The organism is Mycolicibacterium aurum, from assembly GCF_900637195.1.
Lineage (GTDB): Bacteria > Actinomycetota > Actinomycetes > Mycobacteriales > Mycobacteriaceae > Mycobacterium > Mycobacterium aurum.
Window position 1 is genome coordinate 3932402 of the sequence record NZ_LR134356.1, and the last position, 16373, is coordinate 3948774.

The 16373-nt window shown below is 67.6% G+C and carries 17 protein-coding genes; 8 read left to right on the top strand and 9 right to left on the bottom strand.

The window, feature by feature from the left end:
- Nucleotides 1-90 precede the first annotated feature (90 nt).
- Nucleotides 91-1047: a TerC family protein gene (locus tag EL337_RS18300; protein ID WP_197724125.1), complete on the top strand. Its 957-nt coding sequence runs from the start codon at nt 91-93 to the stop codon at nt 1045-1047.
- 36 nt (nt 1048-1083) lie between these two features.
- The gene (locus tag EL337_RS18305) at nt 1084-1476 is read left to right on the top strand and encodes a helix-turn-helix transcriptional regulator (RefSeq protein WP_048633098.1); all 393 of its coding nucleotides are present in this window, start codon (nt 1084-1086) and stop codon (nt 1474-1476) included.
- A 24-nt stretch (nt 1477-1500) separates the two neighbouring features.
- Here EL337_RS18305 and lepA read toward each other — a convergent pair whose 3' ends face one another.
- Nucleotides 1501-3474, bottom strand: coding sequence for a translation elongation factor 4 (lepA, locus tag EL337_RS18310; protein WP_370737168.1), 1974 nt, complete (start codon nt 3472-3474; stop codon nt 1501-1503).
- Between lepA and EL337_RS18315 the strand changes: the two genes are divergently transcribed.
- Nucleotides 3473-4084: a type II toxin-antitoxin system PemK/MazF family toxin gene (locus tag EL337_RS18315; RefSeq protein ID WP_048633099.1), complete on the top strand. Its 612-nt coding sequence runs from the start codon at nt 3473-3475 to the stop codon at nt 4082-4084. The genes lepA and EL337_RS18315 overlap by 2 nt on opposite strands.
- Nucleotides 4085-4096: 12 nt before the next feature.
- Here the strand turns inward: EL337_RS18315 and EL337_RS18320 are convergent, their stop codons facing one another.
- A complete protein-coding gene (locus tag EL337_RS18320) occupies nt 4097-4705 on the bottom strand; it encodes a GNAT family N-acetyltransferase (protein WP_048633100.1) in 609 nt (202 codons plus the stop codon).
- Nucleotides 4706-4711: 6 nt separating this feature from the next.
- Complete coding sequence (locus EL337_RS18325; protein ID WP_048633101.1) at nt 4712-5140, bottom strand: CBS domain-containing protein; 429 nt, start codon at nt 5138-5140, stop codon at nt 4712-4714.
- Between the two features lie 121 nt (nt 5141-5261).
- Between EL337_RS18325 and EL337_RS18330 the strand changes: the two genes are divergently transcribed.
- The gene (locus EL337_RS18330; RefSeq protein ID WP_048633102.1) at nt 5262-6269 is read left to right on the top strand and encodes an aldo/keto reductase; all 1008 of its coding nucleotides are present in this window, start codon (nt 5262-5264) and stop codon (nt 6267-6269) included.
- Nucleotides 6270-6280: 11 nt separating this feature from the next.
- Nucleotides 6281-7141 (top strand): ribonuclease Z, encoded by an 861-nt coding sequence (locus EL337_RS18335; RefSeq protein ID WP_048633103.1) that lies wholly within the window; start codon nt 6281-6283, stop codon nt 7139-7141.
- Here the strand turns inward: EL337_RS18335 and EL337_RS18340 are convergent.
- Genes EL337_RS18340 through EL337_RS18350 form a run of 3 tightly spaced genes read right to left on the bottom strand, consistent with a single transcriptional unit; the run spans nt 7125 to nt 10677 of the window.
- Nucleotides 7125-7964 (bottom strand): transglutaminase family protein, encoded by an 840-nt coding sequence (locus tag EL337_RS18340; protein WP_048633104.1) that lies wholly within the window; start codon nt 7962-7964, stop codon nt 7125-7127. The two genes, EL337_RS18335 and EL337_RS18340, sit on opposite strands and share 17 nt — an antisense overlap.
- A gap of 3 nt (nt 7965-7967) precedes the next feature.
- On the bottom strand, nt 7968-8945 hold the full coding sequence (locus EL337_RS18345; protein ID WP_048633169.1) for an alpha-E domain-containing protein: 978 nt from the start codon (nt 8943-8945) through the stop codon (nt 7968-7970).
- A 28-nt stretch (nt 8946-8973) separates the two neighbouring features.
- Entirely contained in the window at nt 8974-10677 is a 1704-nt protein-coding gene (locus EL337_RS18350) for a circularly permuted type 2 ATP-grasp protein (RefSeq protein ID WP_083443115.1), read from the bottom strand.
- A 170-nt stretch (nt 10678-10847) separates the two neighbouring features.
- Between EL337_RS18350 and rpsT the strand changes: the two genes are divergently transcribed.
- Nucleotides 10848-11108 (top strand): 30S ribosomal protein S20, encoded by a 261-nt coding sequence (gene rpsT, locus EL337_RS18355; protein WP_048633105.1) that lies wholly within the window; start codon nt 10848-10850, stop codon nt 11106-11108.
- A 69-nt stretch (nt 11109-11177) separates the two neighbouring features.
- On the opposite strand, the gene holA is transcribed toward rpsT, so the two are convergent.
- The 3 genes from holA to EL337_RS18370 are packed head-to-tail and all read right to left on the bottom strand — an operon-like array spanning nt 11178 to nt 14411.
- On the bottom strand, nt 11178-12137 hold the full coding sequence (gene holA / locus EL337_RS18360; RefSeq protein WP_048633106.1) for a DNA polymerase III subunit delta: 960 nt from the start codon (nt 12135-12137) through the stop codon (nt 11178-11180).
- On the bottom strand, nt 12134-13597 hold the full coding sequence (locus tag EL337_RS18365; protein WP_048633107.1) for a ComEC/Rec2 family competence protein: 1464 nt from the start codon (nt 13595-13597) through the stop codon (nt 12134-12136). Before EL337_RS18365 ends, holA begins: the two co-directional genes overlap by 4 nt.
- Nucleotides 13598-13601: 4 nt before the next feature.
- Nucleotides 13602-14411, bottom strand: a complete 810-nt coding sequence (locus tag EL337_RS18370) for a ComEA family DNA-binding protein (protein ID WP_048633108.1) — start codon at nt 14409-14411, stop codon at nt 13602-13604.
- 131 nt (nt 14412-14542) lie between these two features.
- Between EL337_RS18370 and EL337_RS18375 the strand changes: the two genes are divergently transcribed.
- Together EL337_RS18375 and EL337_RS18380 are read left to right on the top strand one after the other, a co-directional pair.
- Nucleotides 14543-15202, top strand: a complete 660-nt coding sequence (locus tag EL337_RS18375) for a hypothetical protein (RefSeq protein WP_048633109.1) — start codon at nt 14543-14545, stop codon at nt 15200-15202.
- Nucleotides 15202-16347: an acyl-CoA dehydrogenase family protein gene (locus EL337_RS18380; RefSeq protein ID WP_048633110.1), complete on the top strand. Its 1146-nt coding sequence runs from the start codon at nt 15202-15204 to the stop codon at nt 16345-16347. Before EL337_RS18375 ends, EL337_RS18380 begins: the two co-directional genes overlap by 1 nt.
- Nucleotides 16348-16373 lie beyond the last annotated feature (26 nt).

The window sequence follows — 16373 nt, forward strand, 5'->3', positions numbered from 1 at the left end:
CGATGGACTCCTTGCGGTCTCACGGCGGAGGCCGCGTTCACAGCATCGACTGAATCACTTTCGACATTTGACTGGACTCGAGGAGATGTGGTGGCCGACGCGATAGTCGTTCCGCTGTGGGGATGGGCCGCGCTGACCGCGGCCATCGTGGTCATGCTGGCGATCGACCTGTTCATGCATCGCGACAACCATGTCATCGGCTTCCGTGAAGCCGCGGTGTGGTCGACGATCTGGATCGCCGCGGGACTGGGCTTCGGCGGGATCGTCTGGTGGGCTTACGGCGCCGAGGTCGCCGGAACCTATTACGCCGGCTACCTCATCGAGAAGGCCCTGTCGGTCGACAACGTCTTCGTCTTTGCGCTGATCTTCACCTACTTCGCGGTTCCGGACCGCTACCAGCACAAGGTCCTGTTCTGGGGCGTCGTCGGGGCGCTGCTGTTCCGGCTCGTGTTCATCTTCGTCGGCGCAGAACTACTTGCGGCGTTCTTCTGGACCGCCTACATCTTCGGGGCGTTCCTGATCTACACCGCCTACAAGATGGCCTTCCAGCACGACAAAGAACTGGAACCGGAGAAGAACCTGGTGGTGCGACTGGTGCGACGAGTGGTGCCGACCGATCCCCGCTACCACGGTGATCGTCTGTTCACCCGGGTCGACGGCAAGCGGGTGGCCACACTGCTCTTCGTCGTGCTGATCGCCGTCGAGGCAACCGACCTGATCTTCGCGATCGACTCGGTGGCCGCGGTGCTGGCGATCACCACCAGCACCTTCCTCGTCTGGACCGCCAACGCCTTTGCGGTGCTGGGGTTGCGCAGCCTCTACTTCTGCCTGGCCGGACTGTTGCGCAGGTTCACCCATCTGCACTACGGGCTGGCGGTGCTCCTGGCCTTCGCAGGCGTCAAGCTCGTCCTGTCGGAGACGCCGGTCGGCAAACTACCGATTCCCCTCACCCTTGGTGTCATCGTCGTCACGCTCACCGTGTCCATCGTGTGGAGCCTGCTCGCCACCCGAACCGGCAAACCGACACGCGACCCGCTGGATTACTGAAACCCATCACGCGAATGGCGAAGTACCATATCGGCGATGGTCGCCTCGAAACGCACGCCGAAGACACCCCCACGGGCGCGCCCGTCCAAGGCGGCCAACCGTACGCGGCCGAGGAAGGAATCGAAGGCCGCCGCCACCGCTTCCGTCGAGCCCGGCGACCAGCCGCGTGGATGGACGTTCCTCACCAACCACGCCCACGTTCTGCTGTGCCTGGCGCGGGGCTCGCTGACCGCACGGGAACTGAGCCTGCTGATCGGAATCACCGAGCGCTCAGTGCAGGCCATCCTGGCTGATCTGGTCGCCGACGGCTATCTGGACAAGACCAAGGTCGGCCGGCGCAACAGCTACGCGGTCAATCCGTCCGGACGCCTGCGCCACCCGCTGGAATCCGCGCACACCGTCGGCGAACTGATCAGCGCACTGACGTAGCCGCCCGGAGGGGTCGCACTGGGCCTATTTCTTGCCGGCCTTGTCCGATGCCGCGTCACTCGACAGCGCCGCCACGAAGGCCTCCTGCGGAACCTCGACCCGCCCAATGGTCTTCATCCGCTTCTTGCCCTCCTTCTGCTTCTCCAGCAGCTTGCGCTTACGGGTGATGTCACCGCCGTAGCACTTGGACAGCACGTCCTTGCGGATGGCCCGAATATTCTCGCGGGCAATGATTCTGGCACCGATGGCGGCCTGCACGGGCACCTCGAACTGCTGGCGCGGGATGAGTTCCTTGAGCTTGGTCGTCATCTTGTTGCCGTAGGCGGCGGCGCCGTCCTTGTGCACGATCGCGCTGAAGGCGTCGACCGCTTCGCCCTGCAGCAGGATGTCGACCTTGACCAGATCGGCCTCCTGCTCGCCCGCCTCTTCGTAGTCAAGGCTGGCGTAGCCGCGGGTGCGCGATTTCAGCGAGTCGAAGAAGTCGAAGATGATCTCGCCCAACGGCATCGTGTAGCGCAGCTCGACGCGTTCGGGCGACAAGTAGTCCATCCCGCCGAGCTCGCCGCGCCGGGACTGACAGAGTTCCATGATGGTGCCGATGAACTCGCTCGGGGCGATGACGGTCGTCTTGACGATGGGCTCGAAGACCGACCGGACCTTGCCCTCCTGCCAGTCCGACGGGTTCGTCACGATGATCTCGGTCCCGTCGTCCTTGACCACGCGGTACACCACGTTGGGCGCGGTGGAGATGAGGTCGAGGTCGAACTCCCGCTCCAGCCGTTCGCGGGTGATCTCCATGTGCAGCAGCCCGAGGAACCCGCAGCGGAAGCCGAACCCGAGCGCCACCGACGTCTCCGGTTCCCACGTCAGTGCCGCGTCGTTGAGCTGCAACCGCTCCAGCGCGTCACGCAGGTTCGGGTAGTCGGAGCCGTCGACCGGATACAGGCCGGAGTACACCATCGGCTTGGGCTCGCGGTAACCGGTGAGCGCCTCGGTGGCACCGTTGCGCGCCGAGGTCACGGTGTCGCCGACCTTTGATTGCCGAACATCCTTGACGCCGGTGATCAGGTAACCCACCTCGCCGACACCGAGTCCCTCGGTGGCCTTCGGCTCGGGTGAGACGATGCCCACCTCGAGCAGCTCGTGGGTGGTGCCGGTGGACATCATCTTGATCTTCTCGCGCGGGGTGAGCTTGCCGTCCACGACGCGGACGTAGGTCACGACGCCGCGGTAGATGTCGTAGACCGAATCGAAGATCATCGCCCGCGCCGGTGCGTCGGCGTCGCCGACCGGCGGCGGGATCAGGCGCACCACCGCGTCCAGCAGTTCGGTGACACCTTCGCCGGTCTTGCCGGACACCCGCAGGACGTCCGACGGTTCGCAGCCGATGATGTGGGCGATCTCGCCGGCGTAGCGGTCGGGGTCGGCGGCGGGCAGATCGATCTTGTTCAGCACCGGGATGATCGTCAGGTCACGGTCCAGCGCCAGGTACAGGTTGGCCAGCGTCTGCGCCTCGATGCCCTGCGCGGCGTCGACCAGAAGCACCGCGCCCTCGCAGGCCTCCAGTGCGCGCGACACCTCGTAGGTGAAGTCGACGTGGCCGGGGGTGTCGATCAGGTGCAGTACGAACTGGTCATCACCGACCTGCCAGGGCAGCCGCACGTTCTGCGCCTTGATCGTGATGCCGCGCTCGCGCTCGATGTCCATCCGGTCCAGGTACTGGGCGCGCATGTCACGGTCGGCGACAACGCCGGTGATGCCCAGCATCCGGTCGGCCAGGGTGGACTTGCCGTGGTCGATGTGGGCGATGATGCAGAAGTTCCGAATCTGCGCCGGCGCAGTGAACGTCTTGTCGGCGAAGTTGCTGATTGGGTTTCTCCTGGTGCGCGAGGTTCTGTCGGCCTGATCAGGCCTGTCCAGAGTATCGAGAGCAGACCCCCGTAACACAATCGAGCCGCATTCGGGGCAGCGGCACGGGCGCCTATGCTTGGCGGGTATGGCCTCATCGGCATCGCCTTTCAAGGCGTTTCAGCGCTTCGTCGTAAGAAGCACCGAGAACCTCGTGTTCAACGAGGCGCCGAAACTCGTCCGCCAACTACAGAAGTCGGACACCGTGGCGCGCGGTATCCAGCAGGGGATCCGGATCGGCATGGATGTCCTGGCCGGTCCGCCCGCCCAGGACGTACCAGCGCTGCCTGCAGGGCGGCCGATCTCCAGCACCTTCGTTCCGACCGCACACCGGGCCCGGAAGGTGGCCTACTCGCCCGACCTGGACGGCAGGGCGGACCCGGGCGAGATCGTCTGGACGTGGGTGGTCTTCGAAGACGACCCGACGCGGGGCAAGGACCGGCCGGTGCTCGTCGTCGGTCGGGACCGCAGCGTGCTGCTCGGACTGATGCTGTCCAGCCAGGATCACCACCGCGGCGACCCGAACTGGGTCGGTATCGGCAGCGGTAGCTGGGACTACGAGGGCAGGTCCAGCTGGGTTCGACTGGACCGGGTGCTGGACGTGCCCGAGGAAGGCATCAGGCGCGAGGGCGCAATCCTGGAGCGCGCGGTGTTCGACGTCGTCGCCGCCCGGCTGCGGGCCGATTACTCCTGGTCCTGACATCCGCGGGGATCACCCGGGTCGGCGCCACATCTGCCACAGCGTGGGGCCACCGTCTTCGACGGTGATCTCGCCGGTCACCTCGAAGCCGAACCGCAGGTAGTAGGGCACGTTGGACTCCTTGGACGACTCCAGGTAGGCCGGCGCGCCCTCGGCGTCGCACCTGTCCAACCGCGATTGCATCAGCGCCCGGCCGAACCCGCCGCCGCGTACGTCGGGATCGCTACCGATCACGGCGAGATACCAGTGCGGCTCCTCCGGGTGATGCTTCTTCATCAACTCCGAGATGCCCATGCCGCGCCCGACGTGCCGCCCCATCGCCAGTAGAAAGCCGGGCATCATGCGCAGCTCCTCACGCTGGGTCTGCTTCCAGCGCCCGGGCGGGTCCCACAGCGCCGCTGCTCCCACCTGCCCGGACCGGCCGGCAACCTCCACCGCGTCGCCGGCGAGAAAGTGGTGCCGCGTCATCGCGTCGAACACCCGCGGCAATGCCTTGGCCCGCTTGGCGTCGTCAGGCACCATCCACATCATCACCGGGTCGTCGAAGAATGCCCGCCCGAGGACGCGCGCGAGCTCCTTCACGTCCGGCTTCTGCGCGAAGCGGACGTCGATATCGGCCATCGGCGCTCAGCCCTGGGAGATGTAGGCCTGGAGGTGCTCGTGCTCACGCTCAAGCTCCTCCATGCGGGTCTTGACGACGTCGCCGATGCTGACGATGCCGGCGAGCCGACCGTTTACGACGACGGGAACGTGACGCACACGGTTCGTGGTCATCAACGCACTGAGGCTGTCGACCGAATCTTCGGGTGAGCACGTCGCCACCATCGTGGTCATGATCTCGGACACCGGGCGGCGCATCACGTCGGCACCCATCTCGTGCAGCGCACGCACGACATCACGCTCGGAGACGATGCCGAGTAGCCCGTCCGGTGACACCACCACCATCGCGCCGATGTTGTGCACCGACAGCTCGGTCAGCAAGCCGGCAACCGAGGTCTCCGGCGTGATCGTGGCGACAGTCGCGCCCTTCGTACGCAGCACGTCGGATATCCGCATCGGAATCCCCCTGGGTGAGGTAGCTCACATCAGGCTACTACCAGCCGGTTCCCAGCGGAACAGATCCGCGGCGGCGCCTGTTGCACCCGCCAGCCCGCGCCCCCGCCCGACAGGATGAGTGATGCCCGAAACGACCACGCTTGGTGACGAATTGACCGTCAGCGTCCTGGGTTTCGGGGGCATGGCCCTGACGCCGGTGTACGGCGGGGCGCCGGACGATGACCAGTCCCTCGCCACCCTGCACCACGCGGTCGATGTGGGCGTCACGTTCCTCGACACGGCGAACATCTACGGGGGCGGCGACAATGAGCGGCTCATCGCGCGCCTGCTGGTCGACCGCCGCGACGAGGTCACCCTGGCCACCAAATTCGGTATTCACGGCGACCCCACGGACGAGGCAGGCGGGCCGGTGGGGCCGCGCGGCGACGCGGCCTACGTCCGGCAGTGCATCGACGAGAGCCTGCAACGCCTGCAGACCGACGTGGTCGACCTCTACTACCTGCACCGGCGCGACCCGGCCGTGCCGATCGAGGAGACGGTCGGAGCGATGGCCGAACTGGTGGCCGCCGGCAAGGTCCGGCACCTCGGACTGTCCGAGGTCTCGGCCGCCGAGTTGCGCGCCGCCCACGCGGTGCATCCCGTAGCGGCTCTGCAGAGCGAGTGGTCGATCTGGACCCGCGACATCGAACCCGTCATCGCTCCGGTGGCCGCCGAACTCGGCGTCGGAATCGTGCCGTTCTCACCCCTGGGGCAGGGATTCCTCACTGGCACCGTCCGCTCCGCCGACAAGATCGGCGACAACGACTTCCGGCGCGCGTTGCCCCGCTTCACCGGCTCGGCGCTGGATGCGAACCAGAGTGTGGTCGATGCCGTCGTCGCGGTGGCGGCCGACATCGGAGCGACGCCGGCGCAGGTGGCCCTGGCCTGGCTGCGTCACCGCGCCGACGATCTCGGCGTCGTGTCGGTGCCCATCCCGGGCACCCGCCGCGCCGCGCGCATCGACGAGAACCTTGCGTCACTGTCGGTGACGCTGACGCCGGAACAGGTCGCCACACTCGGCCAGGCGGGCGATGCGGTGACGGGCAGCCGGCATCCGGATATGTCGTCGGTGGGCTCACACCAAGAGTAACTTCGTGCGTCATGATCGAAGTGACGCTGCTCGGCACCGGAAGCCCCATCCCCGACGCCCGACGAGCCGGCCCGTCGACCCTGGTTCGAGCGGGCGGGCAGACATTCCTGGTGGACTGCGGCCGAGGCGTTCTGCAACGCGCGGCGGCCATCGGCGTCGGCGCCAACAACATCAGCGCGCTGCTGCTCACCCATCTGCACAGCGACCACATCGCCGACCTGGGCGACGTGATCATTACGCGGTGGGTGTCGAACTTCGCCCCCGACCTGCCACCGTTGCCGATCATCGGGCCGCCCGGCACCGCCGAAGTCGTCGAGAACACGCTCAAAGCCTTCAACTTCGACATCGGGTATCGGATCGCGCACCACGCCGACCTGACGACGCCCCCGCCGGTCGAGGTCGAAGAGGTGACCGAGGGGGTGGTGTGGGGCCGCGACGAGGTCCAGATCCGCGTCGGGCCGACCGATCACCGGCCCGTGGCGCCCACCATCGGGTTCCGCATCGAACACAACGGCGCCTCGGTCGTGCTGGCCGGGGATTCCGTGCCGTGCCAGAGTCTTGACGAGTTGGCTTCGGGGGCAGGCGCATTGGTGCACACGGTGATTCGCAAGGATCTGATCGACGCATTGCCGTTGCAGCGGATCCGCGACATCTGCGACTACCACTCCTCAGTCGAGCAGGCCGCCGAAACCGCAACACGGGCCGGCGTCGGCATCCTGATCCTCACCCACTACGTGCCGGCGATGCAGCCCGGGCAGGAGGAGGACTGGCGAGCGCTGGCCGCGTCGCGGTTCGACCGCCAGATCGAACTCGGCGATGACCTGCTCCGGGTGGAAGTGCACCCCGGCGTGTGCGCTAAGCCAGCCGGGTGATCTCCACGACCACGTCGAGGTCGGTCGACCCTTCGCCCGAGTAGATCCCCTTCAACGGCGTCACGTCCGAATAGTCGCGGCCGACGCCGACGCTGATGTACTGCTCGTTGATCTCTTTGTCGTTGGTGGGGTCGTAGTGCCACCACTCCCCCGTCCACGCCTGAATCCACGCATGGCTCTGCCCGTCGACGGTGTCGCCCAGCTTGGCGTTGCGCTTCGGGTGCAAATAGCCCGACACATACCGTGACGGAATCCCCATGCCCCGCAACAACATCAACGTCAGATGCGCAAAATCCTGGCACACGCCCTTGCCCTCGCGCAGTGCGTCGACCCCCGAGGTGTGCACGCCCGTGGTGCCCGGCACGTACTGCAGCTCGGCCTGCACCCACCGCGCCGCCTCGATGACCGCCTCAGCGGGTTCGTGGTACTTGGCGATGCGTCGGCCCACCCGTTCGATCCGCTTGCTGGCAGGCACATAGTGCGTCGGGGCCAGCATCTCGTCGTACTTGTCGATCACCGCCTCGCTCGCGAGATCCTCCCAACTCACCGTGATCTTCGGCGCTTCAGGCTTGTCGGTCTCCACCACCGACGAGGCCGTCACCTCGAGTTCGGTGTGCGGGGCGTGCAGGTCGAACGCCGTCACCGCGGTACCCCAGTAGTCCACGTAGCGGTATGACCTTGTGGCAGGGATGGTCTCGACCCGATTCAGGATGACGTTCTGCCTGGAGTCTGACCGGGGGGTCAGCCGTGCCTCGTTGAATGACGCCGTCACCGGGGACTTGTAGGCATAGCCCGTGGCATGGATGACACGCATACGCCACATATCTCAGACCTCGCCTTCCTCGATCACCAGCGAACCGTTGCGGCCCGCATCCGTCCACGCCACCCACGGTGCCGAATGGAAGTACTCCACCGCCAACGCCTCGCCCACCTCCGCACACGTCGACTGAATGTTGGCCAGACGTTCCTCCAGCGATTCCAGTAGGACGCCCTGAGGCAGGAATTCCAGCTCGCTGCGCGCACGACCGAGCAGACGCTGCGCCTCGGCCGTGGCACCCACACGGTTGAGCCTCCGCTTGTGCAATTCATCGAGGCTGTGCTCGGCCAGCCGCAGCGAGTACATCACCGAACGCGGAAAGAGCCTGTCCAGCAACATGAACTCGACAACCCGGCCCGCATCGAGCACGCCCCGGTAAGTGCGCAGATAGGTGTCATGCGCGCCCGCGGACCGCAACACGGTCACCCACGCCGGCGACGAGCCACTGTCGCCGACCCGCGACAGCAGCAGCCGCACCGTCATGTCGACACGTTCGATGGCGCGGCCGAGCACCATGAACCGGTAACCGTCATCCCGGGACAGGGTCGAGTCGGCAAGCCCGGCGAACATCGCGGCACGGCCCTCCACATAGGACAGGAACTCGTGCGGACCGAGGCGTCGTGCCGCACGTTCCCGCTCGGCCAGCGCGTTGTAGGTGGTGTTGAGGCACTCCCAGATCTCGGTGGACGTGACTTCGCGTGCACCGCGGGCATTTTCGCGGGCCGAGGAAATCGCCTCCACGATGGAACACCCGCCGTCGGTGTCCCGGCTGAACGCCACCAGGTCCGTCAGCGACCACAGGTCCAGGGCCGTCTCCGGCGCATCGATGCCCAGCACCCTGAGCAGCGTCCTCGACGCGTGGTCGGGATCGACGCTGGAATCCTCCAGCAGCTGGTGCACCGTCACGTCGAGGATGCGGGCCGTGTCGTCGGCCCGTTCGACATAGCGGCCGATCCAGTACAGCGATTCGGCGTTGCGCGCCAACATCATTTACTCCTCTTCGCGCGAGGGGCCATCAGTCGTCCACCGCTTGTTGCTGCTGTTGCTGTTCTTCCTGACGGTTGGCCTGGGACTGTTGCTGCTGAGATGAGGACCCGTCGCCGTTCTTCTCGACCTTGGAATTCTTCGCAGCTGCCCGGGGTAGTGCACGGACCACCTCGGCGGCGGCCAGCTCGCGATCGGCCACCGAGGTGCGCGACGCGAGAACCCAGGTGTCCTTCGACCCGCCGCCCTGGCTGGAGTTCACCACCAGCGAGCCTTCCGGCAGCGCCACCCGCGTCAGCCCGCCCGGCAGCACCCAGACATCATCGCCGTCATTGACCGCGAACGGCCGCAGATCCACATGGCGCGGTGACAGTTCGTCACCGATCTGGGTAGGCACGGTCGACAACTGCACCACCGGCTGCGCGATCCAGCCGCGCGGGTCAGCGCGAATCTTCTTCGTGATCGCCGCGAGTTCCTTCTCGTTGGCGTCCGGTCCGAACACGATGCCGTAGCCGCCCGAGCCTTCGACCGGTTTGATGACCAGCTCGTCGACGCGGTCGAGGACCTCTTCCCGCTCCTCGTCGAGCCAGCACCGGAAGGTGTCGACGTTGGCCAGCAGCGGTTTCTCACCGAGGTAGTACTCGATGATGGTCGGCACATAGGTGTAGACGAGCTTGTCGTCGCCGACGCCGTTGCCCACGGCGCTGGAGATGACGACGTTGCCGGCGCGCGCGGCGTTGAGGACTCCCGCCACGCCGAGCACCGAGTCGGGCTTGAACTGCATCGGATCGAGGAAATCGTCGTCGATGCGCCGGTAGATGACGTCGACCTGACGCTCGCCCTCGGTGGTGCGCATGTAGACGGTGTTGTCGCGGCAGAACAGGTCACGGCCCTCGACCAGCTCCACGCCCATCTGGCGGGCCAGCAGCGAATGCTCGAAGTAGGCGGAGTTGTAGACACCGGGGGTCAAGACCACGACCGTCGGATCGGCGACGTTGTTGGCCGCCGCGTTGCGCAGCGCCCGCAACAGATGCGACGAGTAGTCACCGACCGCGCGCACCCGGTGTGTCGCGAACAGGTTCGGGAACACCCGGGCCATGGTGCGCCGGTTCTCCATCACGTAGGAGACGCCCGACGGGGACCGAAGGTTGTCCTCGAGCACTCGGAAGTTGCCCTGCCCGTCGCGCACCAGGTCGATGCCTGCGACGTGGATGCGCACCCCGTTGGGCGGCACGATGCCGACCGCCTCGCGGTGGAAATGCTCGCACGAGGTGATCAGTCGCCGGGGAATGACACCGTCACGCAGGATCTCCTGCTCGCCGTAGATGTCGTCGAGGTACATCTCCAGCGCCTGCACCCGCTGCCGGATGCCCCGCTCCAGCCGGGTCCACTCGGCGGCCGAGATGACCCTGGGGACCAGATCCAGGGGGAACGGACGTTCCTGCCCCGACAGCGAGAAGGTGATGCCCTGATCGATGAAGGCGCGACCGAGCGCATCGGAGCGCGCCTCCAGCTCCGACACATCGGAGGGGCCGAGCTCTTTGTGGATGCCCTTGTAGGGGCCGCGAACATTGCCATGGGCGTCGAACATCTCGTCGAAAGCCTGAGCGTAGGACCCTAGCGAGTTGTAACCACCGAAGATTCCGTCGTGCTTCTTTGCCGCCTTCGCGGAGGAACGTACGGTTCGTACGGATTCGGTCGCCAAGATGTCCCCTACTCTTCCTCGGGCGCACATTGCGCGGGCGTACGCATGTCATGCTGCAGCATTCCGGCCATTTCGGCAGGCCGGTAGGTCTCACTTTGGGACATTTACCCGCTCGCTGGTAACCTGAACAGTCGCTGCCGCCCGTGCGCGGCGCCCACAGACTCAAGTAACTCCAGTCGACGTTTAGAAGGAATACACGCGTGGCCAACATCAAGTCGCAGCAGAAGCGGATCCTCACCAACGAGCGCCGCAGGGTGCGCAACAAGTCGGTGAAGTCGTCGCTGCACACGGCGGTCCGCGGATTCCGGGAGGCCATCGAGGCCGGCGACAAGGACAAGGCGGGCGAGCTGCTGGTCTCCACCAGCCGCAAGCTGGACAAAGCCGCCAGCAAGGGCGTCATTCACAAGAACCAGGCCGCCAACCGCAAGTCGGCGCTGGCCAAGGCCCTGCACAAGATCTGAGTCTGTCCTGGCCGCCGCGCTAGTCGGCGGCCAGATCCGTGCCATCAGTCGGTGGCCAGCTCCGTACCATCAGTCGCTGGCCAGCTCCGCGACCCGACGGACCGCTCTCTCCACCGCGTAGTCCGGGTCCGCCGCCGCTCCTTTGACGTCGGCGTTGAGCGCCGCCACCAGCTGCAGCGCAGCGGCCACCGAATCCCGCGACCAGCGCCGCGCCTGCTTCTGCGCCTTCTGCACCCGCCACGGCGGCATGCCCAGCTCGCCCGCCAACCGGTACGGATCTCCGGACAGCGGCGCCACCCGCGCAATGGTGTGCACCGCCTCCGCCAGCGCATCGGCAAGCACCACCAGCGGTTCGCCTGCCATCATCGCCCAGCGCAACGACTCCGCCGCACCCGCGACGTCGCCGGTGACCGCCTTGTCGGCGATGTCGAAGCCCTTCACCTCGGCCCGGCCGGAGTGATAGCGACGGACTGCCGCCGCGTCCACCGAGCCGCCGGTGTCGGCCACCAGCTGCGAGCACGCCGACGCCAGCTCCCGGATGTCGGAACCCACGGCGTCGAGCACCGCGGTGACCGTCGCCTCGTCGACCTTCACCCGCAACGACCGGAATTCCTTGCGGACGAAATCGGCGCGCTCGGCTGCCTTGGCGATCCGCGCACACGGGTGCACCTCGGCACCCAGCTTCTTGAGGTGGTCGGCCAGCGCCTTGGCGCGGCCGCCGCCGGAGTGGATGACTACGAGCAGCGTGCCGTCGGGAAGATCGGCGGCCGCCGACTGGATCAGCGCCACCGCATCTTTACCTGCGTCGGCCGCCGATTCGAGGACCACCACCCGCTCGTCGGCGAACAGCGACGGGCTCAGCAGCTCGGCGAGTTCGCTGACACTGACCTCGCCGGCACGGAGCCGGTCCACGGGCACATCGCTGGTGCCTGCCGAGGCGCGTGCCGTGCGCAGCACGTCGGCCACGGCACGCTCGACCAGTAGCTCCTCGTCACCCAGGATCAGGTGCAGACCCGTCGCTTGACTCACCGCACGATCGTGTCACGTCGCGACGACACCGCCCAATGCCACACCGCCGCAACGACCAGCGCACCGACACTTACCGTCAGCACCCCGACAGGACCCGACGGCACGGCAACAGACGCTGCGGGCATCCGCGCGGCCCAGCGGGCCACCGTCAGCAGCCACCACACCTCCGGTCCGGTGAAACGGATCAGCACCTGGGCACCCGCCGGCCAGAGCGCGCACAGCGCGGCCGCCGCGGTTCCGATCACCGTGATCGGCGGGATCACCGGCGCGACGACCAGATTGGCGACGACCGCCACCACGCTCACCGATCCCGAGATGGCCGCCACCAGCGGTGCCGTGACCAACTGCGCCGCCACTGCCACGCTCACCGCGGCCGCGAGCGGACGGGGCCAGCCCCGATCGGCGAGCCGCCGAGACCAGACCGGAGCCACCACGATCAACGCTGCGGTGGCCGACACCGACAGTGCGAAACCGGCGTCGACGGCGAGCTCGGGCGCTCCGATCATCAGTGCGATCACCGTCGCCGACAACGCGGGCAGCGCCTGCCGCCGACGGTGCGACAGCACGGCGAGCAGCGTGATCGCCCCCATCACCGCAGCCCGCAGAACGCTGGGTGACGGCTGCACCACCACGACGAACGCGATCAACGTCACCGCCGCCAGCCCGACGGCGGCCCGTGGTCCCACCAGCACCGCCGACAACAGCACTGCGCCGCACACAATCGTCACGTTCGCCCCCGAGACCGCGGTCAGATGAGTCAGGCCGGACTCGCGAAACTGTGCGGTCACCAGGGCGGGCACCGCCGACGTGTCGCCGAGGACCAGGGCGGGCAGCATCGCAGCCTGGTCCGTGGGCAACGCAAGCCGGGCGGCATCGGCGAACCGCGCGCGCAGGCGGTGGGCGGCCTGATGAATCGGGGCCGCCTCCCCGCTGACGGGCTCGCCGCGGGCCGAGAGGACAGCGACCGTCAGATCGCGCCGCGTCGGACGACTGATCTGGGCACGGAATGCCGCCGGCTGCCCGGCCGTGAGCCTGGTGTAGCCGGCCCCTGACGCGAAGACGACGACGTCGCCCGACGATTCAGCACCGTCGAGCGCCACCAGGGAGCCACGGATCATCGTCCGGGCCCCGTCCAGAACCCGAGGCGTCTCCGCAGGGATCACCGTCACCGCGGCAACGGTGCCGAAATGGCGGGTGATCGGGTGGTGCCGGGCCGCGTCGACCCGTACGGCGACGGCGGCGGCGAAGCAACCGCCGACGAGTGCGACCCCCGCCACGGCTGCCGCGAGCGCCCTGCGGTCGAGTGCGGTCCTGCCCTGGCGTGTCCCCCACCACGCCGCAGCGACGGTCGCGGCCACCGCGACAGCGACCGTCGCCATGGCCGCGCCCACCGACCAGAAGATCCCCGCCGCGGTGACCGCCCAACAGGTCAGTGCCGCCGGGACCAGTCGCAGGTCCACACCCTCACACCCGGACGAGGTCGCGCAGTTTGTCCAGCCGCGCCGGGCCGATGCCGTCGACATCCCCGAGTTGGTCCACGCTCTGGAACGGGCCGTTGGCGTCCCGCCACGCGATGATCGCCGCCGCGGTCACGGGTCCGATTCCGGGCAATGTGTCGAGCTGGTCGACAGTCGCTGCATTAAGGTCGATGAGACCCGTTGCAGCCGTGGGAGTCTCGGTTGGGTTGCCGGCGCTGCGCGGTTCGGCTTCCGACACGATGGAGCTACCCATTTCCGCGGGCTGTCCCGGCGGGGCATCGATACCCACGACGATCTGTTCACCATCGGCGACCCGCCGCGCCATGTTCAGGCCGAGCACATCAGCCCCGTCGAGAGCTCCCCCTGCGGCGTCGAGCGCATCGGCGACCCGGGCGCCCGACACCAGAGTGACCAACCCCGGGGTGTGCACCAGTCCGACCACACTGACCACCACCGGATCGGCCGGCCCCGCCGGAACCGAACCGGCCGTAGGAGCCGCCGACGACACCATCTCCACCGGCGGGAGTTTGGCCGATACCACGGCCGGCGGGCTGTCCCGGATCAACGTCAGCACCGTCACCAGCACGGCGACGGCACCGATGACGCCGAGCGCCACCACGCCCGCACGGCCCGGGTCGGCACGGATCTTCGACACCCAACCGGCCGGACCGCCCGACGTGGCGGCAGGCAGCCACCTCGACAGCGTGGTGTCGGGCGGATCCTCGCCGTCGGCATCGGCGTCGCCGTCACCTCCGAGGCGCCGGCGTAACCGCTCGGCGGATAGTTCGGTGGACATGCGGCGACGGTAGGCGCGACCGCCGACCCTTCCCCGCCGAATCATGGCCGATCCCCGCCTCCTGGGGATGGACGAGGGGTTGGGGACAGAGGTGACTACCATTGCTCTCTGATATGAACCGTCGAGCCCCGATGATCGCAGGTATCGCGTTCGCGGTGCTCTACGCGACCGCCGTCCTGGTGCTGCCGGCCCTGCCCGGCAGCGATCCCGGAATCATCCGCGTCCAGGGCCTGCTCCTGGCGTTCGCCGCACTGGCGCTCGTGGTCGTCCTCGCGTTCGCCCGCGATGGGCTGACCGGTCCGCCTGCATACCTGTTCACGATCGGCTCGGCGCTGACCGTCGCCCAACTGTGCGCCGCGATCTGGTTCACCGCGGGCCCGGCACTTCGCCCGGGTCAGGTGACGGTGGGCACCGCCCTGGCCATCGAGGACATCGGCGCGATGTGGCTGCCCGTCGCCACGATTGCGCACATCCTGGTGGCAGTCCCGATCCTGTTGAGCGCCAACGAGGGTCGCCTGCCGCGGTGGCTCGGCACGACGGCCGCGGTGTTCACGGTGGAGCAGCTGATCGAGACCATCACGATCATCGGCCCGGCGGGCAGCTTCATCTCCCCCGGCGGTCCGATGAACCACTACCTCGGCGGAACACTGACGGCGGCGTTCGTCGCTGCGCTCGGCCTCGCGCTGACGCTGCCCGAGACAGAACGTGCGGCCGACGTCGTCGAGCAGGACACAGCTGAGCAGCCACCCGCCGAGGAGGCCTCGGTCACCAAGGGACAGCAGGGAGACTGATGACCTCAGCCCGATTGATACCCCCGAGCACCGTCGACACGGCCTCCGCCACGGAGTTGCGCGGCGAGGTTCGCCGGTTCCTGGCCGAGCACCGTGCCGCGGGTGCGTTCACCCCCGCCGCGGACGCATGGCTGTCCCGGTGGGACGAGACTTTCACCGCCGCGTTGGCCGAGCGCGGCTGGCTCGGCATGACGGTGCCCGTCGAATACGGCGGACACGGACGGTCCTCGCTGGAACGATTCGTCGTCACGGAGGAACTCCTGGCTGCGGGTGCGCCGGTGGCGGCACACTGGATCGCCGACAGGCAGATCGTGCCGTCGCTTCTCAAGTACGGCACGGACTTCCAGAAAGAAGAGTTCCTCCCGAAGATCGCGCGCGGTGAATGCTTCTTCGGGATCGGGATGAGTGAACCGGATTCGGGATCCGACCTGGCCAGCGTGCGCACGCGAGCCGAACGAGTCGACGGCGGGTGGGTGCTGACCGGCACCAAGGTGTGGACGTCGGGCGCTCACCTTGCGCATGCGTTCATCGCCCTCGTCCGGACCGAGGCGGTGGATCCGGCGCACCGGCATGCCGGTTTGAGCCAGTTCATCGTCGATCTACGCGGCCCCGGTGTCGAGATCCGGCCGATCGTGTCGATGAACGGTGCGCACCATTTCAACGAGGTGATCCTCGACGGAGCGTTCGTGCCCGACGACATGGTGTTCGGGACGATCGGCGAGGGCTGGCAACAGGTCACCTCGGAGCTGGCCTTCGAACGCAGCGGACCCGAGCGGTTCCTGTCCACATTCGTGCTACTGGACCTGTGCGCGGAAACCATGGCCGCACAGCGCATCGCACGAAACGATGACCTGGGCCGCCTGGTGGCACGGATCGCAGGGCTGCATCACATGTCGTCGGCGGTGGCAGGCGCGTTGGACCGCCACGAACCCGCCGACGTGGCTGCGGCGGTCGTGAAGGTTCTGGGCACCACCGCCGAAGGCGACATCGCCGAGTTCGCGCATCTGGCCGCCGACAGCGCTGTCGGGCCGGAATTCTGCGCCGCGGCGTCGGCCGCGGTCGACCAGCGACCCGGCTTCACGCTGCGCGGCGGTACGAACGAGGTATTGCGCGGGGTCATCGCACGCGGGCTGGGGATCCGGTGACGACGCCGGGAGTGGATGCGGCACTG

Excerpts from the sequence above, each read along its gene's own strand:
- EL337_RS18325 (WP_048633101.1), bottom strand. The coding sequence starts at position 5,140 with ATGCGGATATCCGACGTGCTGCGTACGAAGGGCGCGACTGTCGCCACG.
- EL337_RS18370 (WP_048633108.1), bottom strand. The coding sequence starts at position 14,411 with ATGTCCACCGAACTATCCGCCGAGCGGTTACGCCGGCGCCTCGGAGGT.
- EL337_RS18340 (WP_048633104.1), bottom strand. The coding sequence starts at position 7,964 with ATGTGGCGTATGCGTGTCATCCATGCCACGGGCTATGCCTACAAGTCC.
- EL337_RS18305 (WP_048633098.1), top strand. The coding sequence starts at position 1,084 with ATGGTCGCCTCGAAACGCACGCCGAAGACACCCCCACGGGCGCGCCCG.
- EL337_RS18320 (WP_048633100.1), bottom strand. The coding sequence starts at position 4,705 with ATGGCCGATATCGACGTCCGCTTCGCGCAGAAGCCGGACGTGAAGGAG.
- EL337_RS18335 (WP_048633103.1), top strand. The coding sequence starts at position 6,281 with ATGATCGAAGTGACGCTGCTCGGCACCGGAAGCCCCATCCCCGACGCC.
- EL337_RS18330 (WP_048633102.1), top strand. The coding sequence starts at position 5,262 with ATGCCCGAAACGACCACGCTTGGTGACGAATTGACCGTCAGCGTCCTG.
- EL337_RS18375 (WP_048633109.1), top strand. The coding sequence starts at position 14,543 with ATGATCGCAGGTATCGCGTTCGCGGTGCTCTACGCGACCGCCGTCCTG.
- EL337_RS18380 (WP_048633110.1), top strand. The coding sequence starts at position 15,202 with ATGACCTCAGCCCGATTGATACCCCCGAGCACCGTCGACACGGCCTCC.
- EL337_RS18315 (WP_048633099.1), top strand. The coding sequence starts at position 3,473 with ATGGCCTCATCGGCATCGCCTTTCAAGGCGTTTCAGCGCTTCGTCGTA.
- EL337_RS18345 (WP_048633169.1), bottom strand. The coding sequence starts at position 8,945 with ATGTTGGCGCGCAACGCCGAATCGCTGTACTGGATCGGCCGCTATGTC.
- EL337_RS18350 (WP_083443115.1), bottom strand. The coding sequence starts at position 10,677 with ATGTGCGCCCGAGGAAGAGTAGGGGACATCTTGGCGACCGAATCCGTA.